This is a genomic window from Intrasporangium sp. (assembly GCF_032907665.1).
GTDB lineage: Bacteria > Actinomycetota > Actinomycetes > Actinomycetales > Dermatophilaceae > Intrasporangium.
The window spans coordinates 59,386-82,716 of the sequence record NZ_JAJJPG010000002.1 but is presented as its reverse complement, the minus strand read 5'-3'; the positions used below and the strand labels follow the sequence as shown (position 1 = coordinate 82,716).

At 70.9% G+C, this 23,331-nt stretch carries 21 protein-coding genes; 10 read left to right on the top strand and 11 right to left on the bottom strand.

Going from position 1 to position 23,331, the window contains the following annotated elements; translation table 11 throughout:
- The 3 genes from LOY02_RS00750 to LOY02_RS00740 all read left to right on the top strand — a co-directional run.
- The coding region (locus tag LOY02_RS00750; protein ID WP_317180399.1) for a M20 family metallopeptidase at positions 1-1,175 on the top strand (1,175 nt) is incomplete at its 5' end.
- 166 nt (positions 1,176-1,341) lie between these two features.
- Positions 1,342-1,785 carry a Fur family transcriptional regulator gene (locus LOY02_RS00745; protein ID WP_317180401.1) on the top strand — a complete coding sequence of 148 codons (444 nt, stop codon included), beginning with the start codon at positions 1,342-1,344 and terminating at the stop codon, positions 1,783-1,785.
- A 56-nt stretch (positions 1,786-1,841) separates the two neighbouring features.
- Complete coding sequence (locus LOY02_RS00740; protein WP_317180398.1) at positions 1,842-3,419, top strand: catalase; 1,578 nt, start codon at positions 1,842-1,844, stop codon at positions 3,417-3,419.
- 110 nt (positions 3,420-3,529) lie between these two features.
- Here the strand turns inward: LOY02_RS00740 and LOY02_RS00735 are convergent, their stop codons facing one another.
- The 7 genes from LOY02_RS00735 to LOY02_RS00705 all read right to left on the bottom strand — a co-directional run bounded on the left by LOY02_RS00735 (position 3,530) and on the right by LOY02_RS00705 (position 11,608).
- A complete protein-coding gene (locus LOY02_RS00735; protein ID WP_317180397.1) occupies positions 3,530-3,757 on the bottom strand; it encodes a YbdD/YjiX family protein in 228 nt (75 codons plus the stop codon).
- Positions 3,758-3,759: 2 nt separating this feature from the next.
- Positions 3,760-6,003 carry a carbon starvation CstA family protein gene (locus tag LOY02_RS00730; RefSeq protein WP_317180396.1) on the bottom strand — a complete coding sequence of 748 codons (2,244 nt, stop codon included), beginning with the start codon at positions 6,001-6,003 and terminating at the stop codon, positions 3,760-3,762.
- Positions 6,004-6,190: 187 nt separating this feature from the next.
- Entirely contained in the window at positions 6,191-6,976 is a 786-nt protein-coding gene (locus LOY02_RS00725) for an alpha/beta fold hydrolase (RefSeq protein WP_317180395.1), read from the bottom strand.
- Between the two features lie 10 nt (positions 6,977-6,986).
- Positions 6,987-7,886 carry an ABC transporter permease gene (locus LOY02_RS00720; protein ID WP_317180394.1) on the bottom strand — a complete coding sequence of 300 codons (900 nt, stop codon included), beginning with the start codon at positions 7,884-7,886 and terminating at the stop codon, positions 6,987-6,989.
- A complete protein-coding gene (locus LOY02_RS00715; RefSeq protein ID WP_317180393.1) occupies positions 7,883-10,870 on the bottom strand; it encodes an alpha/beta fold hydrolase in 2,988 nt (995 codons plus the stop codon). The genes LOY02_RS00720 and LOY02_RS00715 overlap by 4 nt, the downstream gene beginning before the upstream one ends.
- 82 nt (positions 10,871-10,952) lie before the next feature.
- A complete protein-coding gene (locus tag LOY02_RS00710) occupies positions 10,953-11,207 on the bottom strand; it encodes a hypothetical protein (RefSeq protein ID WP_317180392.1) in 255 nt (84 codons plus the stop codon).
- A complete protein-coding gene (locus LOY02_RS00705; protein WP_317180391.1) occupies positions 11,204-11,608 on the bottom strand; it encodes an ankyrin repeat domain-containing protein in 405 nt (134 codons plus the stop codon). Before LOY02_RS00705 ends, LOY02_RS00710 begins: the two co-directional genes overlap by 4 nt.
- A 94-nt stretch (positions 11,609-11,702) precedes the next feature.
- Between LOY02_RS00705 and tpx the strand changes: the two genes are divergently transcribed.
- Positions 11,703-12,194, top strand: a complete 492-nt coding sequence (tpx, locus tag LOY02_RS00700; RefSeq protein ID WP_317180390.1) for a thiol peroxidase — start codon at positions 11,703-11,705, stop codon at positions 12,192-12,194.
- Here the strand turns inward: tpx and LOY02_RS00695 are convergent.
- Positions 12,164-13,447 carry an MFS transporter gene (locus LOY02_RS00695; RefSeq protein WP_317180389.1) on the bottom strand — a complete coding sequence of 428 codons (1,284 nt, stop codon included), beginning with the start codon at positions 13,445-13,447 and terminating at the stop codon, positions 12,164-12,166. The genes tpx and LOY02_RS00695 overlap by 31 nt on opposite strands.
- 93 nt (positions 13,448-13,540) lie before the next feature.
- Here LOY02_RS00695 and LOY02_RS00690 point away from each other — a divergent pair, with 93 nt between their 5' ends.
- The gene (locus LOY02_RS00690; RefSeq protein ID WP_317180388.1) at positions 13,541-14,116 is read left to right on the top strand and encodes a MarR family winged helix-turn-helix transcriptional regulator; all 576 of its coding nucleotides are present in this window, start codon (positions 13,541-13,543) and stop codon (positions 14,114-14,116) included.
- Here LOY02_RS00690 and glpK read toward each other — a convergent pair.
- On the bottom strand, positions 14,113-15,621 hold the full coding sequence (gene glpK, locus LOY02_RS00685; protein ID WP_317180387.1) for a glycerol kinase GlpK: 1,509 nt from the start codon (positions 15,619-15,621) through the stop codon (positions 14,113-14,115). The genes LOY02_RS00690 and glpK overlap by 4 nt on opposite strands.
- Before the next feature lie 230 nt (positions 15,622-15,851).
- Between glpK and LOY02_RS00680 the strand changes: the two genes are divergently transcribed.
- Positions 15,852-17,600, top strand: coding sequence for an HNH endonuclease (locus LOY02_RS00680; protein WP_317180386.1), 1,749 nt, complete (start codon positions 15,852-15,854; stop codon positions 17,598-17,600).
- A gap of 51 nt (positions 17,601-17,651) precedes the next feature.
- Here LOY02_RS00680 and LOY02_RS00675 read toward each other — a convergent pair whose 3' ends face one another.
- A complete protein-coding gene (locus tag LOY02_RS00675) occupies positions 17,652-18,038 on the bottom strand; it encodes a VOC family protein (RefSeq protein WP_317180385.1) in 387 nt (128 codons plus the stop codon).
- A 134-nt stretch (positions 18,039-18,172) separates the two neighbouring features.
- Here LOY02_RS00675 and LOY02_RS00670 point away from each other — a divergent pair, with 134 nt between their 5' ends.
- From LOY02_RS00670 to LOY02_RS00655, 4 genes are read left to right on the top strand one after another with little or no spacing between them, the layout of a single operon-like run.
- A complete protein-coding gene (locus LOY02_RS00670; protein ID WP_317180384.1) occupies positions 18,173-19,885 on the top strand; it encodes a glycerol-3-phosphate dehydrogenase/oxidase in 1,713 nt (570 codons plus the stop codon).
- Between the two features lie 54 nt (positions 19,886-19,939).
- On the top strand, positions 19,940-20,698 hold the full coding sequence (locus LOY02_RS00665; RefSeq protein WP_317180383.1) for an MBL fold metallo-hydrolase: 759 nt from the start codon (positions 19,940-19,942) through the stop codon (positions 20,696-20,698).
- Positions 20,695-21,915 carry a hypothetical protein gene (locus LOY02_RS00660; RefSeq protein WP_317180382.1) on the top strand — a complete coding sequence of 407 codons (1,221 nt, stop codon included), beginning with the start codon at positions 20,695-20,697 and terminating at the stop codon, positions 21,913-21,915. Before LOY02_RS00665 ends, LOY02_RS00660 begins: the two co-directional genes overlap by 4 nt.
- Entirely contained in the window at positions 21,912-22,865 is a 954-nt protein-coding gene (locus tag LOY02_RS00655; protein WP_317180381.1) for a carbohydrate kinase family protein, read from the top strand. The genes LOY02_RS00660 and LOY02_RS00655 overlap by 4 nt, the downstream gene beginning before the upstream one ends.
- A 3-nt stretch (positions 22,866-22,868) precedes the next feature.
- Here the strand turns inward: LOY02_RS00655 and LOY02_RS00650 are convergent, their stop codons facing one another.
- Positions 22,869-23,279, bottom strand: a complete 411-nt coding sequence (locus LOY02_RS00650) for a VOC family protein (RefSeq protein WP_317180380.1) — start codon at positions 23,277-23,279, stop codon at positions 22,869-22,871.
- Positions 23,280-23,331: the final 52 nt, after the last annotated feature.

The window sequence follows — 23,331 nt, the reverse complement described above, 5'->3', positions numbered from 1 at the left end:
TCGCGCCCGACCTCGTCGCGCTGCGACGCCGCCTGCACCGGACGCCCGAGATCGGGCTGGAGCTCCCCCAGACGCAGGCCCTCGTGCTCGAGGCGCTCGCCGGGCTGGACCTCGAGATCACCACCGGACGCGGCCTGTCCTCAGTCGTCGCAGTCGTGCGGGGTGGGGCGGTGCCCGACGAAGGCCCACGGCCCTCGGTTCTGCTCCGGGGGGACATGGACGCCCTCCCGGTGTCGGAGGAGGTCGAGGTCGACTACCGCTCGACGAACGGCGCGATGCACGCGTGCGGGCACGACCTGCACGTCGCGGCCCTCGTCGGAGCTGCCCGGATCCTCCACGAACGCCGCGACGAGCTGGCGGGGGACGTCGTGCTGATGTTCCAGCCCGGGGAGGAGGGCCCGGGCGGCGCGGCCCGCATGATCGAGGAGGGGCTGCTCGAGGCAAGCGGCACGCCGGTGAGCGCGGCCTACACCTTCCATGTCTTCTCCGCCGAGCACCCGCTCGGGACCTGGTTCGCGCGCCCCGGCCCCCAGATGGCGGCCGCCGACGAGGTGAGGGTGCGGGTCATCGGGCAGGGCGGCCACGGCTCCACGCCGCACCGGGCCAGCGACCCCATCCCGGCCGCTTGCGAGATGGTGCTCGCGCTGCAGAGTCGGGTGACGCGTGGCTTCGACGTCTTCGACCCCGTTGTCGTGACGGTAGGTCGGTTCGCCGCGGGCACCAAGGACAACATCATCCCCGACGACGCCGTCTTCGAGGCGACCGTGCGGACGCTGTCGAGCGCCGCCCGCACCCAGGTCGTCGCCGACATCGAGCGGGCCTGCCGCGGTGTCGCGCACGCCCATGGGCTCGAGGTCGAGATCACCTGGGCCTCCGGCTATCCCGTGACGGTCAACGACGAGACGGAGTTCGACCACGCCCGCGACACCGCCATCGACCTGTTCGGCGCCGAACGGTGGGTCGACATGGCCACCCCGGAACTCGGGTCCGAGGACATGGCCATCGTCTTCGAGCACGTTCCCGGGGCCTACCTCAACCTCAGCGCCTGCGCCACTGGCGATCCCGAGCTGGCTGACGACAACCACTCCCCGCGAGCGGCCTTCGACGACTCCGTGGTGCCGGACGGGGCGGCCTACCTCGCCGAGGTCGCCCTCCGCCGCCTCGCCGGCTCCTGAAGACACCACACGGGCCGTATGCCGCGGGGCCGGCTCACCGTCGCCGGCGCCCGAAGTGCCTGCTCGACGCGGCTGACACGACCGGTCGAGAGGCCCGTCCATTTTCTTGACTGATTCCAGATTAGGTGGTTGAGTCGGTGCCGTGACGACAATTGACCCTGGAGCGATGCTGCGAGGGGCGCAGCTTCGGGTCACGAGGCCCCGAGTCGCGGTCCTCGAGCTCCTCCGGCGCCACCCACACGCCGATGCCGACACCGTCACCCGGGTCGTGCGCGACGATCTCGGCACGGTCTCCACGCAGGCGATCTACGACATCCTCGGCGCCCTCACCGAGGCGGGCCTGCTGCGCCGGATCGAGCCGGCCGGCTCCCCCGCCCGCTACGAGCTGCGGGTCGGCGACAACCACCACCACCTCGTCTGCCGCTCCTGCGGCGAGATCGTCGACGTCGACTGCGCCACCGGCACCCGCCCCTGCCTCCACGCCTCCGACGACCACGGCTACGACATCGACGAGGCCGAGGTCATCTACTGGGGCACCTGCCCTGCCTGCCGGACCGGCAGTGGTGTCCGAGGCGACCGCACCGCTCGCGCAACAGCTCCCGCTGACTGAGCCCAGCGGCATACGACCCCCCTTTCTTCGCACGCAACCCACAACAGAGGAGACACATGTCTGTCGAAGGACCCCGCCAGGACCCGGGCAACACCGCACCGCTCACGACCGTCACCGGCGCGCCCGTCTGGGACGGTGAGAACAGCGTCACCGCGGGCCCGCGCGGCCCCATGCTCCTCCAGGACGTCTGGTTCCTCGAGAAGCTCGCCCACTTCGACCGCGAGGTCATCCCGGAGCGACGCATGCACGCCAAGGGGTCCGGCGCCTACGGCACGTTCACCGTGACGAACGACATCACGCAGTACAGCTGCGCCAAGATCTTCTCCGAGGTCGGCAAGCAGACCGAGATGTTCGTTCGCTTCTCCACCGTCGCCGGTGAGCGCGGGGCGGCAGACGCCGAGCGCGACATCCGCGGCTTCGCCGTGAAGTTCTACACCGAGGAGGGCAACTGGGACCTCGTCGGCAACAACACGCCGGTCTTCTTCTTCCGCGACCCGCTCCAGTTCCCCGACCTCAACCACGCCGTCAAGCGTGACCCCAAGACGAACCTGCGCAGCGCCGAGAACAACTGGGACTTCTGGACCAACCTCCCCGAGGCCCTGCACCAGGTCACCATCGTGATGTCCGACCGAGGCATCCCCGCGTCCTACCGCCACATGCACGGCTTCGGCTCGCACACGTACTCGTTCTACAACGCCGAGGGCGAGCGCTTCTGGGTCAAGTTCCACCACCGCACCCAGCAGGGCATCAAGAACCTCACCGACGCCGAGGCTGCCGCGCTCATCGGCGAGGACCGGGAGTCCCACCAGCGGGACCTCTTCGAGGCGATCGAGCGCGGCGAGTTCCCGAAGTGGAAGCTCTACGTCCAGGTCATGCCGGAGCAGGACGCCCTCACGGTGCCCTACCACCCGTTCGACCTCACCAAGGTCTGGCCCAAGGGCGACTACCCACTCATCGAGGTCGGCGAGTGGGAGCTCAACCGCAACCCGGAGAACTACCACGCCGAGGTCGAGCAGGCGGCCTTCTCCCCCGCCCACGTCGTGCCGGGCATCAGCTTCTCGCCCGACCGGATGCTCCAGGGCCGGCTCTTCTCCTACGGTGACGCCCAGCGCTACCGCCTCGGGGTCAACCACCACCAGATCCCGGTCAACGCCCCCAAGGCGGCCCCCCACACCAACAGCCCGCACCGTGACGGCGCGATGCGCATCCACGCGGACGGGACGCCCGCCATCACGCCGAACTCCTACGGCCGGTACTCGAACCAGCCGCAGTACAAGGAGCCGGCCTGGAGGATCGACCCCTACGCGGACCGGTTCAACCACCGCGAGGACGACGAGGACTACTTCACGCAGCCGGGAATCCTCTTCCGGGAGAAGATGACGCCGGAGCAGCAGCAGGTCCTCTTCGAGAACACCGCGCGGGCCATCGTGGGCGCCTCGCGGGAGACGATCGAGCGGCACATCGCCAACTGCACCAAGGCCGACCCGGCCTACGGCGCCGGGGTCCGGGCGGCGATCGACGCGCTGGACGCGTCTGCCGCCGAGGCGGACGACGTGGCCAAGGGCGCAGCCAACGCGAACGCGCCGGTCGATGGTGCGCCGGTCGACCGGGACGACTTCGCCGACGTCCTCTGACGGTCAGCTGAGAGCAGGAAGCCCCGCCACCCTCGGGTGGTGGGGCTTCCTTCCTCTGCCGTATGCCGCTGGGCTCGGACCCCGGCGCACGTGCCTCGCGCTGTGGCCGCTCAGCAGCAGCGGCCCTGCGGGTGCTTCTCCAGCCAGTCCATGTGCTCCCGCCAGAACTGCTTCTCGCTCGGCGGCTCACGGTCCGGGTGGTGAGTGGCCAGGTGGGCGCAGTAGCGGTCGTAGGCGTCCGCGCCGACGACGGCCCGGAGGTAGTCGACGACGCCGCGGGCGCCGGAGAGACCGCGCGAGAGGAGCCGCGGCAGTCCGGCCCTGGTTGGGGTCGGCATGGTCAGTGGTGCCTTCGGGTCGGCCGCGTCACCGGAACCTTCGCCCACTGCTCCTCGAGCTCCCGCTCCGGCGGTGTCGGGAAGAGGCCTGCAGGGGCGAAGATCCGCGACTCGACCCGCGGGTCCTCGGTGTCGACGCCGACCTTGCCACGGACGGCCCGCATGGTCGCGATGATCGACGCGACGAGGACGATGAGCGTGAGCACGACGAAGACGACGGACAGCGTGCCCTGAACCGTGGTGTTGCGCACGACGGCCTCCATCGCATCGACGGACTTCGCCGTGCCGAAGCTCGTCCTCCCCTCGTCGAGCGCGGTGCGGAAGGCGTTGTTCTGGGCCCAGTACCCGACAGCCGGCACCGGCGAGAAGATCTTGTACATCGACGCCGTGACGGTGATGACCGCGGCGAAGGCCAGCGGGACGATGACGACCCACAGATACTTCCGGTTCACCTTCCGTGCGACGATCGTCATGACGACCGACAGCGCGATGACGGCCAGCAGCTGGTTGGCGATGCCGAAGAGCGGGAAGAACGTGTTGATGCCACCGAGCGGATCGGTGACGCCGAGCACGAGGATGTAGCCCCAGCCGGCGACCATGATCGCGGTGCAGATCCAGGCTCCGACCGTCCATGACGTGTCCTTGAACCTCGGGATCACGTTCCCGATCGTGTCCTGCAGCATGAAACGCGCGACGCGGGTGCCCGCGTCGACCGCGGTGAGGATGAAGAGGGCCTCGAACATGATCGCGAAGTGGTACCAGAAGCCCATCAGGGCCGTGCCGCCGAACCACTGGTGCAGCACCGTCGCGATGCCGACTGCCAGGGTCGGCGCACCACCGGTGCGTGAGACCACGGACCCCTCCCCGACGTTGTCAGCCAGCGTGGTCAGCATGTCGGGTGTGAGGTTGACGCCGGTGAGGCCGAGGGAGTTGACGAAGGCCACCGCCCCCTCGACGGTGCCGCCCGTCGCGGCCGCGGACGAGTTCATCGCGAAGTAGATACCTCGGTCGATGGTGATCGCGGCGACGAGCGCCATGATGGCGACGAAGGACTCCATGAGCATCCCGCCGTAGCCGAGGAAGCGGGTCTGCCGCTCCTTCTCGACGAGCTTGGGCGTCGTCCCGGAGGAGATCAGCGCGTGGAACCCGGACAGCGCCCCGCAGGCGATGGTGACGAAGAGGAACGGGAAGAGCGATCCCGGCACCACGGGCCCGTCATCGCGGCTGGCGAACTCCGAGACGGCGGGGAAGTTGACCTCCGGCCGGACGACGATGATGGCGACCGCGAGGAGGAAGATGACGCCGATCTTCATGAACGTCGACAGGTAGTCGCGCGGGGCGAGCAGGAGCCACACCGGCAGGACCGCGGCGATGAAGCCGTAGATGATGATGAGCCACGCGATGGTCGTGCGCTCGAGGCCGAAGAAGTCCGCACCCCAACTGGATTCGGCAACCCAGCGACCCGAGATGATGGCGAACATCAGGAGGGCGAACCCGATGACGGAGACCTCCATGACCTTGCCCGGCCGGATGAAGCGCAGGTAGACGCCCATGAAGAGCGCGATCGGCAGGGTCAGGCCGACGGAGTACACGCCCCACGGCGACTCCCCGAGGGCGTTGACCACGACGAGGGCGAGGATCGCGGTGATGATGATCATGATGGTGAGGGTCGCGATGAGCGCGGCCGTGCCGCCGATGATCCCGAGCTCCTCGCGCGCCATCTGGCCGAGGGAACGCCCACCCCGACGCATCGAGAAGAACATCACGAGGTAGTCCTGCACAGCCCCCGCCAGGACGACCCCGACGATGATCCAGAGGGTGCCCGGCAGATAGCCCATCTGCGCGGCGAGGACCGGTCCCACGAGAGGGCCTGCGCCGGCGATGGCGGCGAAGTGGTGGCCGAAGAGGACCCGCCGGTCCGTCGGCATGAAGTCCTTGCCGTTGTCGTTGTACTCGGCCGGGGTCGCCCGGGTGTCGTCGGGCTGGGTGACGTGGCGCTCGATGTACCTCGAGTAGAACCGGAAAGCGATGAGGTAGGTCGACACGGCGGCGAAGACGAACCAGATCGCGTTGATCGTCTCGCCCCGGACGATCGCGATCATGGCCCAGGCGACGGCACCGACCAGGGCCACCGCGACCCACGTGGCGATCTTCGCGGGCGTCCAGCGCCGGTCGTACTCGTCGACGACCTGGGGATCCACTGCTGCCGGCGGGAGCTCGGCCTGCTCAGGGGCGATGTTGCTCATCTGGCTCACCTCTCAGGGACAAGGACAGGAGCGGCGCGCCAGGAGGCCGTTCAGTGACGGTCAGCGGTCACGTCCCGGGTCACGCTACTCCCGGAAGCGCCGCCCCGCAGCACGGAGCGCACGGGTCGGTTTCGGGACCGCCGGCCGGCTCCGAACCCGGCTGTGGTGAGGCGAGCAACACACGGGGTCAGGCGAGTCGGAGGACGGCCCCGGGGTCCTCGAGGTGCGCGTTGTGGCCCAGCCCGGGCAGGATCACGGGCGCCGGCACGAGTGCGCGCAGCTGTGCCTCGGTCACCATGTGGTCCGTCTCGCCGCGGGCGAGGACGACCTCGGCAGGGGAACCGTCGACGAGTCGGGCCATCTCGGGACGGCCGACGGCGAACGCGAGGGGGTCGAGGGCGAGGCGCCAGCGACGGCCCTCGTCCACGACCCCGGTCCGCGCGATGTCGTCGTCGACAAGATCGCCGATGCCGGAGACCTTCCGGTGTCGGGCGACGGCCTCCGCCTCGGTGTCGAACCAGGCCACCGGCCGGCGCGCCAGGTCCCGCGCCCGCGCGAGCTCGTCGTCCGTCCACTCGACCTTGATCCCGACGCCGACGACCGTGCGCACAGCCGGCACGAGATGGGCCAGCTCCAGCCCCACGACGCCTCCGAGGGAGTGACCGACGACGACGTAGCGGCGCGCCGGCGGCAGCTGCGTGGCGAGCGCCTCGGCCATGGACCGGAAGGTGTAGCCCGCGAGCCGCTGCCCGGTCGCGCCGTGGCCGGGGAGGTCGGGTGCCCACCACCAGCCGGCCCACCGGTCGTCGCGGTCGGCGATCCCCGGGAGCCAGATGTCGCCGGTCCCACCGAGGCCGTGGAGCAGGACGAGCAGCTCGCTCGGCTCCTCGTCACCCAGCTCGTCACGCAGCTCGTCACGCAGTTCGGGGCGCGAGGCCTCGACACCGGGATTGCAGCCGAGCACCGTTCCCACCGCAGCCCTCCTAGCTGAGGATGTCGGACTTCCGGAACCTCCGGTAGGCGAGCATCGTGAAGGCCACCGCCCACACGAGCGACCACAGCGTCCCATGGATCATGTCGGTCCACTGGGGCTCGATCGCCAGGGCATCCTGCCACGCCCGGTTGTAGTGGCCCGGGAGGGCGTTGCGATACGGGTCGAGCGCGTCGAGCTGGTCGAGGATGTTGGCCAGGATCGAGATGAGCACCGCGCCGCCGACCGCGGCGAGGGGGGCGTCCGACCTCGTCCCGAGCCAGAACGCGATGGCGGCGATCGGCAGCAGCGTGACGAAGATGTAGGCGCCCGCGAGGGCAAGGCGAGGGAGGAACTGGCCCCACGTGAGGTTCTCACCGAGCGGGTTGGTGAGCGGGTCCCAGCCGTAGGCGAGCCCGCCGACGAGCAACGCCCACGTGGGCAGCAGGACGGTGGCGAGCACCGTGGACCCGAGGCCGATGACGGCCTTGCTCGTCAGGAGGCGGGCGCGCCGGACGGGCGCGATGAGCAGGTAGCGCAGCGACGACCACGAGGCCTCGCTCGGCACCGCGTCGCCGCAGAAGAGGGCCGCGATGAGGACGAGGAGCAGCTCGGAGGCGAGGAAGACGACGACGAGGCTGAAGTTGGCCGCACCGCTCTGGGCGAGGTCGAAGATCCGGGTCGCCGCCCCGCCGCTCCGCCCCTCGTCGTCGTCGCCGAAGGCGAAGGCGATGACGAGGATGACGGGCAGCGCGAGGAGCAGGCCGAAGGCCACGAGCGTGCGCCGTCGCCCCCACTGACGGCCCCACTCGGCCCGCCAGGACAGCGGGTCGCGCACGCGCGTGATGCCGTATGCCGCTGAGTCGCCTTCCAGCGCTGTCTCTCGAGTCGGCTCGCTCGTCGGCTGGCTCATCGGGCCCGCACCTGCCTCAGTCGCTCGATCAGGGACGCATCGGTGGTGTCGACCGGGGCGCCATTGGCCGCGCTGTCGGCCGAGGCGCTCGAGATGACGCCGAGGAAGACCTCCTCGAGGTGGCGGCGACTGCTCACGCCGACGACGGGGAGTCCGGCCTCGACCGCGGCGCCGACGACCTCGACGCGGGGTCGCTCGGCGACGACGACGATCCGGGTCTCGGTGTCTCGCCGGACCTCGGTGACCCCGTCCACCCCGCGCAGCGCGTCGAGCCGGCTGTGGAGCAGGGGGGTTGCCGAGTCCTCGTCCGTCTCGACGACGAGCGGGTCGAGGTCGAGGATGGTCGTGTCGTCGCTGTCGACGAGGTCGGCGACGGGGCCCTCGGTCACGACCCGCCCCGCGTGCATGACGACGACGTGGGTGCACGTCATCTCCACCTCGGCGAGGAGGTGGCTCGAGATGACGACGGTGCGCCCGGTCTCCGCATAGCGGCGCAGGATGGGTCGCATGGCCGCGATCTGGGGCGGGTCGAGCCCGTTCGTCGGCTCGTCGAGGACGAGCAGCTCGGGCAGGCCGAGCATGGCCTGGGCGATGCCGAGGCGCTGCTTCATGCCGTGGCTGTAGGAGCGGACCGGCCGGTCGACGGCTCCGCCGAGCGCGGCCACCTCGAGCACCTCGTCGACGTGCGCCTCTTCCGGTCGTCGCCCCGTCGCTGCCCAGTACGCGTCGAGGTTCTGACGACCCGTGAGGTGCGGGAGGAAACCGGGACCCTCGATGAGGGCGCCCACCCGTTCGAGCACGTCGGAGCCGGCCGAGACGGGTTGGCCGAGCACGTGGACGGTGCCGGTGTCGGGGGCGATGAGGCCCATGACCATGCGCATCGTCGTCGTCTTGCCCGCGCCGTTGGGGCCGAGGAGGCCGACGACCTGGCCCTTCTCGGCGCGCCAGGACACGCCGTCGACTGCGCGGTGCCCGTCGGCGTAGGACTTGACGAGGTCGGTCACGACGAGGGGGATCCCCGCGAGGTCAGGTCGCGGCTCCGCGTGTCGTCGCTGCCGGCGACGCCAGAGCGCGGCCCCTGCCGCGAGGACGACGAGGGCGCCGAGGATCCCGCCGGCGAGCGCCGACTCGGTGTCGGTCCCGGCGATCGACACGCCGACCGGGGTCGCCTCGACGACGGGAACCGTGAGCTCGGCCCCCGCCTCGACAGCGATGCGGGCCGGTTCGCGGGCGTTGGCGTAGGTCGCCTCGGTGCTCGTCAGGAGCACGCGCCACCGGCTCCCGGTCGGCATCTCGTAGGTGGCGGCCGGCAGCGACACCGTCACGGTGGTGGGTCGGCCGGGGGTCACCGGCACCCGCATGGGCGCGACGAGCGACGCGGGCAACGACGCCTGCTCGCCGGAGACCCGCCACAGCGAGGCGAAGAGCGTCACCGTCGGCCGGTCGGAGGTCACGGTGAGGGTGAGGGTCGGTGAGCCCGCGACGGTGACAGCCCGGGGTGCCGGCTGGGTCTCGAAGGAGGTCGACAGCCCCGGCAGGGCGGCGATCTGGTAGGTCGAGACCGTGATCCCGAGGGCGGCGAATCCGGGAACCGCGACCATCGACGCGGGCTGGCCACCCGGCGGGTGCAGCAGACCTCCGGTCGTGGCCGCGAGCGGCAGGCTCTCGGTGGTGACCGCTGCCCCGTCGAGGCCGGGGTAGGCGGGGAGGGTCCACAGGTCGGCGGGCTGGCTGCGGCGGCTCGCCGGCGTGGGGAAGGTGAAGCCGGCTGTGGGCAGGGCGGACTCGTCCGAGGCGCCGGCCTTGACGTAGTGGTCGAGCCAGGCGTGGCCGGCCTCGGTCTCCTCCGCCTCCCTCGTGCTCGGTCCGTCGTGGCCGCCGTCGCTCCAGCGCACCGCGACGGGTGTGCCCGCGTCCGCGAGAGCGCTCGCCGTCGCGTCGGCATGCTCGAGCCCGAAGAGCGAGTCGGCGATGCCCTGGACGAGGAGGGTGGGGGCTGCCACTTGGGGCAGGGTGGGCTTCGGGCTGTGCCGCCGGAGCAGGGCGACCAGCTCGTCGCTCGGCTCCCCTGTCACCGAGGCGTCGAGGAACCCGCGGCAGATGGTCGGGTCGAAGCGGCCACAGGTGGCGGCAGACGGCAGGTCCTGCCCACTGGCTGACGGGGCGGGCGGCCCTTCCTGCCCACTGGCTGACGGGACGGGCGGCACACCCTGCGCGCTCGGCGACGGGGTCGGTGCCGCGCCCGGGACGCCTGCGGCAGAAGGCAGTTCGAGCAGGCGGGCGTTGGCCCCGAGGAAGAAGTTCGTCGCCCAGACCTGCTTGAACGGCCCCGGCGTGCCGACCGGCTCACGCCCGGCCGGCGTCGGACCGGTCGACGTCGACGCCGACTGCGGGAAGAACGCGTCCGCGAGGTCGTTCCAGGTGATCGCCGCGACGACGGCGTCGACGCGGCGGTCGGCCCCGGCGAGCATGAGGCCGAGCGCTCCACCGTAGGAGCCGCCCATGACGCCGAGCCGCGGGTCATCGGCCGTGTCGAGGAGCACGTCGGAGCGCTTCGCGACGAGGTCGACGAGCGCCCGTGCGTCGGCGATCTCGAAGTCGGGAGAGTTGAGGTGGATGCGCCCGCCGGATGCGCCGTGACCGCGGGCCGACCACGTCACGACGAGGTAGCCCCGCTCCTGGAGCTGGGTTGCCTCGCTCGTCACGGAGTCCTTGGACCCCCCGAAGCCGTGTGCGAGGAGCACGACGGGGTGGGGCCCTCCACCGGCCGGCGTCCACACGGCCGCGTCCAGTGTGACCGCCGTGCCGTCCGGCTCGGGACCGACCTGCACGGTGAGGTCCTCGGCTGCCGCCACGAGCGCGACGGGTCGGACCGCCGCCGCGAGGGCACCCGGGGCGGCGGGCACCACGCCGACCGTCACCGCCAGGGACAGCCCAACGGCGACGAACCCGGCACGGAGCCGGCGCGGACGGGTCAGCGACATTGGGTAATCACATCACGGCGCGTTGTGAATCCCGCACGGTCCATCGAAACCACGGGGATCTGGCCCAAGGCCGGCCCATGCGTCAGGTCTGCGGTGCGCCCCGCTCGAGGACGTAGGCGAGCACGAGGCTGGTCACGAGGACCATCGCCGGCGGCAGGAACCGCGCCACCCCGTCGAGCTCGAGCCACGCATAGGGCGCGACCGTGAAGTCGAAGAGATCGAGGTCGAGGAGGTACTTCACCATGGGCAGGAAGCCGAAGACGAGACCGGTGGCCCCGATCATGTTGATGAGGAAGCGCCGCCCAGCACCTCCCTGTCCGGCCGCCGGCTGGGTCACGGTGCCCCCTCGAGCAGGTACGAGCGACCGAACAGCTCGGCAGCCTGGCGCGCTGTCGGTGAGCCGGCGTCGAGGTCCGCGCCGGCCGCGACGAGGGTGCGGACGACGGAGTCCTCGCCCTTGAAGATCGCCCCGGCGACCGGTGACTGGTCCCTCGAGTTGCGGCGGTTGACGTCGGCGCCTCGTGCGATGAGTGCCGCCACGGTCTCTTCGCGGCCGTGGTACGCGGCGAGCATGAGGAAGCTGTTCCCGTCCGCGTCGGCCATGTCGACCGGCACCCCATGATCGAGGAAGTCGAGCAGGTCGCCTGTCTGACCGGTGCGCGCGAGCTCCATCGCGATGTCGATGATCCGTCGCCGCTCCTCGGGAGTGAGCGATCTGCCGCCAGATGTGCCAGTCATGGTCACCACGCTACTGACTGCACGGGGTGCGGCGTGCGTGTCCGCGACCCGGACGGCTTTGGCACTGGCAGCGGTTGATGGTTAGAAACAGGCCATGGCTACCACTGCACTGCGCGGCACTCCCCTCGAGACGATCGGGGACCTGCCCACCGTCGGCGACGTGGCCCCCGAGTTCGTCCTCGCGGGCGCCGACCTGAGCGACGTCTCGCTGACGCCCGGCACGCGCGTCGTGCTCAACATCTTCCCCAGCATCGACACCGGCGTGTGCGCCATGAGCGTGCGCCGCTTCAACACGCTCGCGAGCGAGCTGGAGAACACCCGGGTGATCTGCGCGTCCGAGGACCTGCCCTTCGCCCTCAAGCGCTTCTGCGGTGCCGAGGGGATCGACAACGTCGTCGCGGCGTCCACCTTCCGGTCGACGTTCGGCGAGGACTACGGAGTGACGCTCGCCGAGGGCGCCATGCGTGGCCTGCTCGCGCGCTCCGTCGTCGTCATCGACGAGGAGGGCACGGTGCTGCACACCGAGCTGGTCAGCGACATCTCGCAGGAGCCGGACTACGACGCGGCCGTCGCCGCACTGTCCTGAGGACTCGCCGGACCTGCTGCACCGCCGGACGAGGCGTGCTCGCCTGCAGCTGGGGCGGCGCTGCCGAAGGAGCGGACGCCGCGCACGAGGAGTGGCCAGCACCCGGCCGCCAGCATCCACACAGCGATCCCGGCCATGACCGTCTCCGTCTCGAGGGCATCGCCCGCGGGTCCGGCGAGGAGGTTGCCGACCGGAATCGCGAGGAACGAGATGAGGATGTCCCAGGAGGCCACTCGAGCGAGCCGTTCGTGCGGGATGCCGTCCTGCAGCGCGGTGTCCCAGCCGACGGAGAAGAACATCAGCCCGAGCTGAGCGAGCACCGCGAAGGCGAGGATCGCTGAGAGGCTTCCTGGCCAGGCGAAGGACAGGGGAAAGAGGGGGAAGGCCCCGAGGGCGACGAAGCCCCAGAGGAGCATCCGGCGAGGCCGCACACGCATGGCGAGCAGGCCACCGAGCACGCCGCCGACTCCCTGCGCGGCCGTGATGAAGCCCAGTGTGCGGGCCCCGCCGAGGTCTCGGACCGCGGTGATCTCGACGAGCACGGTGAAGACGCCGGTGCCGATGTGGAACATGCCGGCTGAGACGAGACCAGTCCACAGCCAGTCGCGGCTTCGGATCTCGTCGAGGCCCTCTCGCGTCTCCGCGAGGAACGACCGGCGCTGCACTCGGACGGCCGCGCGGGAGCGGACCCGCAGCACGCACGCGGCCGACCACACGAACGTGGCAGCGTTGACGGCGAATCCCACGACGGGACCGCTGTGCGCGACGACGAACCCGGCGAGGACGGGACCGGCGACGTGGGCCGCCGACTGGGTGAAGCTGACGGCCGCATTGCCGCTCTGTCTCAGATCGGGCGGCACGACGAGCGGACGGAGCGAGACGAAGGCGGGGAAGAAGAAGGCTCCGGCGCCCGAGCTCACGGCGGCGAGGACGGCGAGGAGGGCCACCGGAGGCTCTCCGACCGCGAAGGCCGCGGCCATGCCGGTGGCCGACGCGGCCCTCAGCCCGTCGGTCGCCGCCATGATCCGGTGCGGAGCGACGCGGTCGGCCCAAACCCCGCCCAGGAGCGTGCACCCGAGCCGGGCCACCATGGCCGAGGCGAGGATGAGGCCCAGCTCACCCGCGCCGCCACCGCCGAGGACGACCGCGACGGACAGGGCGATGGGACTGAACGCGTCGCCGACCCACGAGAGGCCCTGACCGACGAGGAGCAACCGGAAGTCGCGCAGCTGGAGCACGGATGTGGAGGTCATCGCCCAGATATTAGTCAGACGTCTAACTATCTGTCATCTGATAAACGCCTCGTCGAACAGTCAGACACCTGTCCGGTCTGGGAGGATGGATCCATGTCGCCCCCCACCAGTCACGCGAAGACCCGGACCAGTGACGCGAAGACCCGGACTCCGACCAGGCCTCGCCTCGACCGCAGGACACCGAAGGACTCGGTGGACCGCCATGTCGCGCGTTGGACGGGGCTCATCGACGGGATGGACCCCGAGGTCGAGGGAGCGATCACCCGGATGCAGGCGATCACCAAGCGCGTCAGGGCGCGCAAACATGCGAGCTACGCCGGCACGGACGAGACGATCGAGGACTACTACACCCTCCACGCACTCCTCGTGCAGCCCTATCCCGAGGAGGCGACGCCAGCACAGCTCGCCGATGCCTGCGGAGTCACCCGGGCCGCGATGACCTCGCGGCTCGACCGCCTCGTCGAGCGGGGACATGTCACGCGGGAGGTCGACCCCCTCGACCGTCGACGCATTCTCGTTCGTCCGACCTCATCGGGACGAGCCTTGTGGGACAAGGGGCTAAGACTCGGTATGAGCATCGAGGAGGACGCGCTGTCACCACTGACGCACAAGGAGCTCGTGCAGCTCAACTCACTCCTGCGCAAGGTCGTGCTGCATCTCGAGAGCTAGGGCGTGTCGTCGTCGACCCAGTCGAGGGTGCGCTGCACCGCCTTCTTCCAGTTGCGGTAGAGGCGCTCGCGCTCGGTCGGGTCCATCGATGGCGACCAGCGCCGGTCCTCCCCCCAGTTGTCCGTCACGTCGCTGGGACCCGACCAGTACCCGACGGCCAGCCCAGCGGCATACGCCGCCCCGAGCGCGGTGGTCTCGGCCACCCTCGGACGAACGACGTCCACGCCGAGGAGGTCGGCCTGGAACTGCATGAGCGTGTCGTTGACGACCATTCCGCCGTCGACCCGCAGCTCGGTGAGCGGGACCCCGCTGTCGGCGTTCATCGCATCGAGCACCTCTCGCGTCTGGAAGGCCGTGGCTTCCAGGGCTGCTCGCGCGATGTGCCCCTTGTTCACGTAGCGGGTGAGGCCAACCAGCGCCCCACGGGCGTCGGGACGCCAGTGCGGCGCGAAGAGTCCCGAGAAGGCCGGCACGAAGTAGGCCCCGCCGTTGTCCTCGACGGTGGCAGCGAGCTGCTCGATCTCGTCGGCCGACCGGATGAGGCCGAGGTTGTCGCGCAGCCACTGGACGAGAGACCCCGTCACTGCGATGGACCCCTCGAGTGCGTAGACCGGTGCCGCATCACCGAGCCGGTAGCAGACCGTGGTGATGAGCCCGTGTCGTGACGGGACGATCTCCTCGCCGGTGTTGAGGAGCATGAAGTTGCCCGTGCCGTAGGTGTTCTTGGCGGTGCCCGGCTCGAGGCAGGCCTGCCCGAAGGTGGCCGCCTGCTGGTCGCCGAGGATGCCGGCCGCAGGCACGTCGAGGAGAATGCCCGGCTGGCACGAGCCGTAGACCTCCGAGGACGAGCGGATCTCGGGGAGCAGGACCGTCGGGACGCCCATCTCGGCCGCGATCTGCGCGTCCCACTCGAGCGTGCGCAGGTCCATGAGCAGGGTGCGCGAGGCGTTCGTGACGTCGGTGACGTGGACGCCGCCGTCGGGGCCGCCGGTGAGGTTCCACAGGATCCATGTGTCCATCGTCCCGGCCAGCAGCTCGCCCCGCTCTGCCCGCCCACGAGCCCCTTCGACGTGGTCGAGGATCCAGCGGATCTTCGGGCCGGCGAAGTAGGTCGCGAGCGGGAGTCCGGTCTGCTCCGTGAACCGGTCGGGACCGACGTCGCCGGCGAGCTCGTCGCAGATCGCCTGGGTGCGGGTGTCCTGCCAGACGATGGCGTTGTGGACCGGCTTGCCGGTGGTGCGGTCCCACACGAGGGTCGTCTCGCGCTGGTTCGTGAGGCCCACGGCGACGATGCGCTGGGCATCGAGGTTCGCCTTGCCGAGCGCGCCGCCGACGACCGCCCGGACGTTCTCCCAGACCTCGAGCGGGTCGTGCTCCACCCAGCCGGACCGGGGGAAGATCTGGCGGTGCTCGCGCTGGTCCATCGCGACGATGCTCCCTGACCGGTCGAACACGATCGCGCGCGTGCTCGTGGTGCCCTGGTCGATCGCGACGACGTAGTCCATGGGCAGACCGTAGCGTCCGTCGCGGCAGCGGTGGGTTGTCAGACCTCAGTGGTATGCCGCTGAGCTGGCACCGCCTTGCCAGTTTCTTTGCGCACCAGTCGCTTTCGCGGAGCATACTGTGGAAAATGCCTTGCCGGATCGCCCGAAACCATGTTCGAATTGAGGTGGTTCGCCGGGCAGGTCGGCGAGCCGGCAGGCGCCCGCAGAGGGCCGACTGGGAAGGGGGGGACGTGCCGTTCACCGCCGCTGCACTGTCCCCCTTCGAGCACGTCCTCGCTCGTGGCGCGGCGCACGACGCGACGAGTGGGCGGGGGAGGGTGGTGCCGCTCGATCTGGCCTGGCTCGACCTCCGGGAGGCCGAGGGCGTCGAGGTCGGCTGGGACGTCGTGGCCGGACACGACGAGCCGTCGACGGAACCGACTGCGCTTGATCAGGCCGCTGTCTCCGACCAGGCCGCTGTCACCGCGCCGTCCGGGGTGCCGGCGCCGGGCCAGTCTGCCGAGGGGCTGTCGCTGGAGCAGGCATCCGCGGCGCTGCTGGCCGAGATCGAGGCGTTGGAGGCGGAGCGGTCCCGGGTCGATGCGCGCCTGGTCGAGGCCTACGGGGCCCTGCACACCGTCATGACCGAGCAGCACGCTGCGCACGACGCGCAGCTGCCCGAGGGCTTCCCGCGGGAGAGCCCTGCCGAGGCTGCGGTGAGCGTGGGGCAGCTGGTCGCCCACGAGGTGGTCGCCGCCACTGCTGTGCCCGCTGGCGAGGCCTCGCGGCGCCTGCGGTTGGCCGCGGCGCCCCGCCGGCACCGTTCGCTGCTCGACCGGCTCGCCGTCGGCGCCGTGTCACTGCATCACGCCACCCTCATCGCCACCGATGCCCGGCACCTGCCCGACGACGTCATCGGCTCGGTGGTCGAGCGCGTCCTCGCGCCCATGCGGGACGGGTCGCGTCCCAGCCACCAGGTCATCGTGCGGCGGCTGCGCCGCGTCCTCGCCTCGCTCTCCCCTGCCGACTCCGGCGGCCGCCGAGGGGACGCGCTGTCCCGACGCTCCGCGCACGGACAGCTCGACGAGCACGGGACGGGAGTCATCACCATCACGACGAGCGCCGAGCGCACGGTCGCCATCCTGGAGCGCATCGAGACCCTCGCCCGCGCACTGCGCGCAGCGGGTGACCCGCGCACCCTGGACCAGCTGCGCTCCGACCTCGCCACCGACGGCCTCCTCGGCCACACCTACGGCCCCTGCGCGGAGCACTCTGCACACGAGGCGGCCAGCGGCCGGCCTCCGACGGCCGACAGTGCTGCACCCGGAGACGAGACACCGCGCGCCGTTGCCCTCGCGCCGTGCCGGCCGAGCCACGCCGAGCCGATCACGGCGGCGACGGGCGAGCCCGGGCCCTGTCCCTGTGCACCGACCGCCCCGCCGGCCACCGTCTGGATCGTCGTCCCCTTCGAGGTGGCCACCGGCGCCGGCGACGCCGCTTGCGAGATCCCCGGACACGGCTGGGTCACCGCCGAGCAGGCCCGTGCGATCATCACCGCGCCGGGCTCCGAGTGGCGGTGGCTGGGTGTCGACGCCCTCACCGGGCGGGCCCTGCACCTCAGCACGGACCGCTACCGACCCACGCCGGCCATCGTCGAGCAGATCCGGGCCCTCGACGGCCATTGCCGTGGACCTGGTTGCCAGGTCCCGGCGCACCGGTGCGACATCGACCATCACGTGCCTTACCCCGGCGGCGAGACCAGCACCCGCAACGGTGGACCGCTGCACCGGGCACACCACAACCTCAAGACGGCTCGCTTCTGGTCGTGCGTCCCGACCGATGACCACGCGACCACCCGAGGACTGCTCTGGCGCACCCTCGCCGGGCGCGACTACACCACGTTCTCCAAGGACTATCGCGAGGCGCTGGATGACCCGCGCCCTCCCCGACCTCCTCGACGGCCGTGGCCACCACCGCCCGACGAGCCCCCACCCTTCTGACACCCGTGTCGCCCGACCGCGTGAGGTCATGGGCAGCCCCCCTGCGGCACGCTAGGCCCGCTTCGAGACGATCTCGACGAGATTGCCGTCAGGGTCGCGCAGCAGGGCGTTGCGGTTGTTGTTACCGGTGTCGTGAGGTGGCTGCACGACCGGCGTTCCGGCGGCGGTCAGTTCCTCGAAGGCGACGTCGACGTCGTCAGCCCACACGACCAGGACCATCGCCGGTTGACCGGGCGTGGCGTCGACGCCATGCACCCGCTTTGCCGCCTCCACCGTCCCGAGCCCGATGGCGAACCCGTTGAGCTCGAGCTCGACATGCTCGGGGACGCCGTCCGTCGGAGTGCGGAATGTCTCGCGGAACCCCAGGAGATCCCGGTAGAAGCGAAGTCCGGCTTCGATGTCCAAGGTGTACACGTTCACGAAACCCGTGGCGAACATGTGTCGCACCCTAGGGGAAGCCGAGAGGGACGCAAGACCACCGCGTCCGTGGAGCCAGCCCGGCGGCATACGGGAACGGCATGGCGACGGCTTGGCTAGGGTGAGATCGCCGGCACCGATGTGAGGGGAAGGGCATGACGAGTCCCGTGCGCCTCGACGCGGACTATCGCGCCACAGGCTGGAGGCGCCTTGCCACCAAGCAGTTCGACGTCCTCGTCGTCGGTGGTGGCATCACGGGAGCCGGGGTCGCCCTCGACGCTGCCACGCGCGGGCTCTCCACGGCCCTTGTCGAGCAGCGCGATTTCGGCTCGGGGACGTCGTCCCGCTCGTCCAAGCTGTTCCACGGCGGCCTGCGCTATCTCGAGCAGATGAACTTCGACCTCGTCCGCGAGGCGCTCCGGGAGCGGGACCTCACGCTCAAGACGCTCGCACCGCACCTCGTGCGCCCCGTCTCGTTCCTCTACCCCCTGACGGGCCGGGGCTGGGAGCGACCCTACGTGACGGCGGGCCTGACCCTCTACGACTCGATGGGCGGCCCTCGGTCGATGCCGCGGCACCGGCAGCTCACGCGGAGCGGCGCCCTCAAGCTCGCCCCAGCACTCAAACGGGAGTCCCTGACCGGGGGTCTGCTCTACTACGACGCCCAGATGGACGACGCCCGGCACACGCTGACGACGATCCGCACGGCAGCCGCCTATGGGTCCACCGTCCTCAGCTCGGCCCGCGTGACCGGCTTGGCCCGGGCCGGAGAGCGGGTCGTCGGTGCGGTGGTCGAGGACGTGGAGACCGGCGAGAGCCACGAGGTCAACGCGTCTGTCGTCATCAACTGCACGGGCGTGTGGAACGACGACATCCAGGCGATGGCGGGCGGCCGAGGGCACTTCCAGGTGCGTGCCAGCAAGGGCGTCCACGTCGTCGTCGCCCGCGACCGCATCAACTCGGAGACCGGTCTCATCCTGCGCACCGAGCGGTCCGTCCTCTTCGTCATCCCGTGGGACACCCACTGGATCATCGGCACGACCGACACCGACTGGAACCTCGACCGAGCCCACCCGGCGGCGACCCGGGCGGACATCGACTACCTCCTCGAGCACCTCAACTCGGTGCTCAAGGTGCCGCTCGGCCACGACGACATCCAAGGCGTCTACGCCGGGCTCCGGCCGCTGCTCTCCGGCGAGTCCGAACTGACGACCCAGCTCTCCCGCGAGCACGCGGTCGCCCGCCCCCAGCCCGGTCTCGTGTCCATCGCCGGCGGCAAGTACACCACCTACCGCGTCATGGCCCAGGACGCCGTCGACGTCGCCCGCGAGGACATCGGAGGCGAGGTCAGCGACAGCGTCACCGAGTTCATCCCGCTGTCCGGGGCCGAGGGGTACGTCGCGCTCGTCAACCAGGTCGACCGGTTGGCCCGGAAGCAGGACCTGCCCGTGTGGCGGATCCGGCACCTGCTCGAGCGCTACGGCTCCCTCGTCCACGAGCTCTTCGCCCTCGCCGAGCAGGACCGGACCCTCTACGAGCCGCTTCCCGGCGCTGAGGAGTACCTCAAGGTCGAGATCCTCTACGCTGCGACGCACGAGGCGGCGCTGCACCTCGACGACCTCCTCACCCGCCGCACGAGGGTGTCGATCGAGACCCCGCATCGAGGCGCCGAGAGCGCCAGGGCCGTCGCCGACCTCGTCGCGCCGGTCCTCGGCTGGGACACCGAGCGCGCCGACGCCGAGGTCGCCGCCTACGTCGCACGGGTCGACGCCGAGCGGGAGTCGCAGCGTGAGGTCGTCGACTCGGAGGCAAATGCCGAGCGTCTCAGTGCCCCCGACCCGCGCCGCATCCCGATCAGCCGCGAGTAGGGCCTGCACGTGCCGCTCAGGGTGCACCACCTCAACTGCGGAACCATGCGGCCCGTGGGCGGCGACCTCGTGTGCCACTGCCTCCTCATCGAGAGCGACGACGGCCTCGTCCTCGTCGACACCGGCTTCGGCCTCCAGGACATCGCACGTCCGAACCGACGGGTCGGCCGCGTGCTCCGCGTGCTGAGCCGCCCTGTGCTCGACCCGGGCGAGACCGCGCAGGCGCGGACCCGTGCGCTCGGACTCGACCCCGCCGACGTGCGGCACATCATCCTGACGCACCTGGACAGCGACCACGCGGGTGGCCTCAGCGACTTCCCTCGGGCCACCGTCCACGTGTCGCCACGGATGCTCGCCAACGTGAGGCCGAGCGTCCCCCTGCGCTTCGCCGGCCGGATGCGGGCGGTGCAGTGGGCGCACGGTCCCCGCTGGAGCACGACGCCGCCGTATGCCGCTGAGCTCCTCGGTCTGCCCAGTGCACCTCTGCCATTCGGCGGGGGTGACCTGCACGTGGTTCCTCTCGAGGGACATGTCCCGGGACACATCGGCGTCGCCGTCCGCCGGTCCGAGGGCCGCACGCCGTGGCTGCTCCACGTCGGTGACGCCTCGTTCTCACACCGCGCCTTCACGGGCGACCGGACACCCCTGCCCCTGCTTCTGTCCGAGGTCGTGGTCCGCACCGATCGAAGGGCGTGGAGCGAGACCCGCACGTCCCTGTCCGAGCTGGCCCAGCGGCATACGGACGAGGTCGAGCTCGTGTGCGCCCACGACCCGGGAGGCCTTCCGAGCGACCCTTCTGGACTGGACCGATGAGGACAGGCCGCCTCCTTGTCGCGCTCGGCGCGGCCCTCGTCCTGCTCGTCACGGGATGCGGCCCCGGCGAGCCCGACCCGGGCACCACGGCTGAGCTGGCGGGGCACCCGGGCGCGAGCCCGACGACGGCTGCCACTGGGACCGGGGCGCCCCCGCCCGGACATGGGACGCACCCCTCGACCCCGAAGCCTGCGCCCGCCCCGCTTCGTGCCGGGGAGGAACTGAAGCGCGTGGCCATGCCGGCCGACTACGTGCCCCGGGCTCCCCATGGGGGCACCGACGACTACCGCTGCTTCCTGCTCGACCCGGCCCTGGACGAGGACGGCTTCGTCACCGGATACGACGTCGTCCCGGGTGAGCCGGCCGTCGTGCACCACGTCATCCTCTACCGCGTCGCGCCCGACAAGGTCGACCTCGCCCGCGCCCAGGACGCCGCAGCCCCGGGTGACGGGTGGACCTGCTTCGGCGGCACCGGAATCGAGGCGCAGGGCGCCAGTCTCGACGACGCACCGTGGGTCGGCGCCTGGGCTCCCGGCGGGACGGAACGGCTGCTCGAGCCCGACCTCGGCATCCCGCTCGAGAAGGGTTCCCAGCTCGTGCTCCAGGTGCACTACAACCTGCTCGACGGCGCGAAGCCCGACCGGACCGCGGTCGACCTGCGCCTGTCCACCTCGCCCAGCCTGTCGGCCCTCGAGACGGTGCTCTACCCAGCGCCGGTCGAGCTGCCCTGTCGCGAGGGCAGGTCCGGGCCCCTGTGTGACCGGCAGACCGCGATCCAGGACGTCGCCACCCGCTTCGGGGACCGTGCCCCGTGGACCGTCGCCGGCCTGCTCATGATCTGCACAGGAGGAGTCGACCCGCAGCCGGGACCGACCCAGTCCTGCACCCGCGCCGTCACGGAGCCGGCGGTCATCAGGGCGTCGGCCGGCCACATGCACCTGCTCGGCTCGAGCATCCGGATCGAGCTGAACACCGGCACGGCGAAGGCCAGGACGCTCCTCGACATCCGGACGTGGGACTTCGACGACCAGGGCGCGAGGGCCGTGCCGCCCACCACGGTGGGCCCGGGTGACCGGATCACCGTCACGTGCACCCACGACCAGGCTTGGCGCGACAAGCTCCCGGCCCTCAAGGGGACCCCGGAACGCTACGTCGTCTGGGGCGAGGGCACCACCGACGAGATGTGCCTCGGCATCCTCAGCGTGACCCGCCCATGAGCCCGGCGACCGATGGGGCGACGGGGTGCGACGTGCTCGTCGTCGCCGGGGCAGGCGTCGACACCATCGTGCGGGTCGATGCCCTGCCCGTGCCCATGGCCGACTCGTACGGCGTGCCGCCCATCGAGGCCTACGTCGGCCACACGGGTCTCGGCGTGGCCCTCGGCTGTCATCGCCTCGGCCTGCGGACCCGCTTCGTCGACGTCATCGGGGACGACCACGAGGGCCGCCTCATCATGCAGCGCGCCGCGGCTGAAGGCCTGTCCTTCGGGCACGAGACCCACCCCTCCGGGACACGACGTGCCGTCAACCTCGTCGACGCCCACGGGCGCCGGCTCTCCTTCTACGACGGGCGCCACCCCTACGACTTCGTCCCGGACCCGGACCTGTGGCGCGCCTCGCTGGGTAGTGCGAGGCACGTGCACGCCTCGATCATGGCCTGGACGATCCATGCGCTCACCGACGCCACCGCGGCGGGGATCTCGACGTCGACGGACCTCCACGACTGGGACGGGATGGCGGACCACCACCGGCCGTTCGCGTATGCCGCCGACCTCGTCTTCCTGTCCGGGTCCCGCCTCGGTCGGCCGGGATCACGGACCGAGGAAGACGTCGTCACGGACATCTTCACCAACGGCCGGGCGCGAGTCGTCGTCGTCATGGACGGTGCGCGAGGCAGCCGGCTCACCGAGCGGGGCGGGTCGATGGTGGAGGTGCCGGCCGTGCAGCTCCCCGGGCGCGCCGTCGTCGACTCCAACGGGGCCGGCGACAGCTACGTGGCTGCCTTCCTGCACGCCTGGCTGGGCGGCTCGGATGCGCAGACAGCCGCGCTCGCCGGAAGTGTCGGCGGCGCGTGGGCGTGCGGGTCAGCCGGCACGCACACCAGCTTCGTCGAGGCGGGCGAGCTGGCAGCCCAGCTCGCCCGACTCACCAGCCTCGATCGTGCGTGATGCTCAGGCCCCACCGGAGATGTTGACCATCCAGCCGATGCCGAAGCGGTCGGTGCACATCCCGAACTCGTCGCCCCACATCTGCTTCTCGAGAGGGACCGAGACGGTGCCTCCCTCGCAGAGCTTGCCCCAGTAGGACCGGAGCTCGTCGGCGTCGTCTCCGCTGAGGCTCACCGCGATGTTGTCCCCCGGGTGGTACTCCATGTCCTGTGGCGTGTCGGCGCCCATCAGGGTGAAGCCGCCCTCCGTCTCGAGTCTGGCGTGCATGATCTTGTCGGCATCCGGCGCGTCCGGCTGGCCGAAGTCCCCGAACGTGCTGATGTCGAGGGACCCGCCGAAGACGTCGCGGTAGAACTCCATCGCCTCGCGGGCGTTGTCCTTGAACGAGATGTACGGGTTGAGTCGTGAAGCCATCTGACCGTGCTCCTGACCTCTGGGTGCTGATCAGCGCAGCTGATCCTGACCA

Excerpts from the sequence above, each read along its gene's own strand:
- LOY02_RS00745 (WP_317180401.1), top strand. The coding sequence starts at position 1,342 with ATGCTGCGAGGGGCGCAGCTTCGGGTCACGAGGCCCCGAGTCGCGGTC.
- LOY02_RS00740 (WP_317180398.1), top strand. The coding sequence starts at position 1,842 with ATGTCTGTCGAAGGACCCCGCCAGGACCCGGGCAACACCGCACCGCTC.
- LOY02_RS00735 (WP_317180397.1), bottom strand. The coding sequence starts at position 3,757 with ATGCCGACCCCAACCAGGGCCGGACTGCCGCGGCTCCTCTCGCGCGGT.
- LOY02_RS00730 (WP_317180396.1), bottom strand. The coding sequence starts at position 6,003 with ATGAGCAACATCGCCCCTGAGCAGGCCGAGCTCCCGCCGGCAGCAGTG.
- LOY02_RS00720 (WP_317180394.1), bottom strand. The coding sequence starts at position 7,886 with ATGAGCCAGCCGACGAGCGAGCCGACTCGAGAGACAGCGCTGGAAGGC.
- LOY02_RS00715 (WP_317180393.1), bottom strand. The coding sequence starts at position 10,870 with ATGTCGCTGACCCGTCCGCGCCGGCTCCGTGCCGGGTTCGTCGCCGTT.
- LOY02_RS00705 (WP_317180391.1), bottom strand. The coding sequence starts at position 11,608 with ATGACTGGCACATCTGGCGGCAGATCGCTCACTCCCGAGGAGCGGCGA.
- tpx (WP_317180390.1), top strand. The coding sequence starts at position 11,703 with ATGGCTACCACTGCACTGCGCGGCACTCCCCTCGAGACGATCGGGGAC.
- LOY02_RS00695 (WP_317180389.1), bottom strand. The coding sequence starts at position 13,447 with ATGACCTCCACATCCGTGCTCCAGCTGCGCGACTTCCGGTTGCTCCTC.
- LOY02_RS00690 (WP_317180388.1), top strand. The coding sequence starts at position 13,541 with ATGTCGCCCCCCACCAGTCACGCGAAGACCCGGACCAGTGACGCGAAG.
- glpK (WP_317180387.1), bottom strand. The coding sequence starts at position 15,621 with ATGGACTACGTCGTCGCGATCGACCAGGGCACCACGAGCACGCGCGCG.
- LOY02_RS00675 (WP_317180385.1), bottom strand. The coding sequence starts at position 18,038 with ATGTTCGCCACGGGTTTCGTGAACGTGTACACCTTGGACATCGAAGCC.
- LOY02_RS00670 (WP_317180384.1), top strand. The coding sequence starts at position 18,173 with ATGACGAGTCCCGTGCGCCTCGACGCGGACTATCGCGCCACAGGCTGG.
- LOY02_RS00660 (WP_317180382.1), top strand. The coding sequence starts at position 20,695 with ATGAGGACAGGCCGCCTCCTTGTCGCGCTCGGCGCGGCCCTCGTCCTG.
- LOY02_RS00655 (WP_317180381.1), top strand. The coding sequence starts at position 21,912 with ATGAGCCCGGCGACCGATGGGGCGACGGGGTGCGACGTGCTCGTCGTC.
- LOY02_RS00650 (WP_317180380.1), bottom strand. The coding sequence starts at position 23,279 with ATGGCTTCACGACTCAACCCGTACATCTCGTTCAAGGACAACGCCCGC.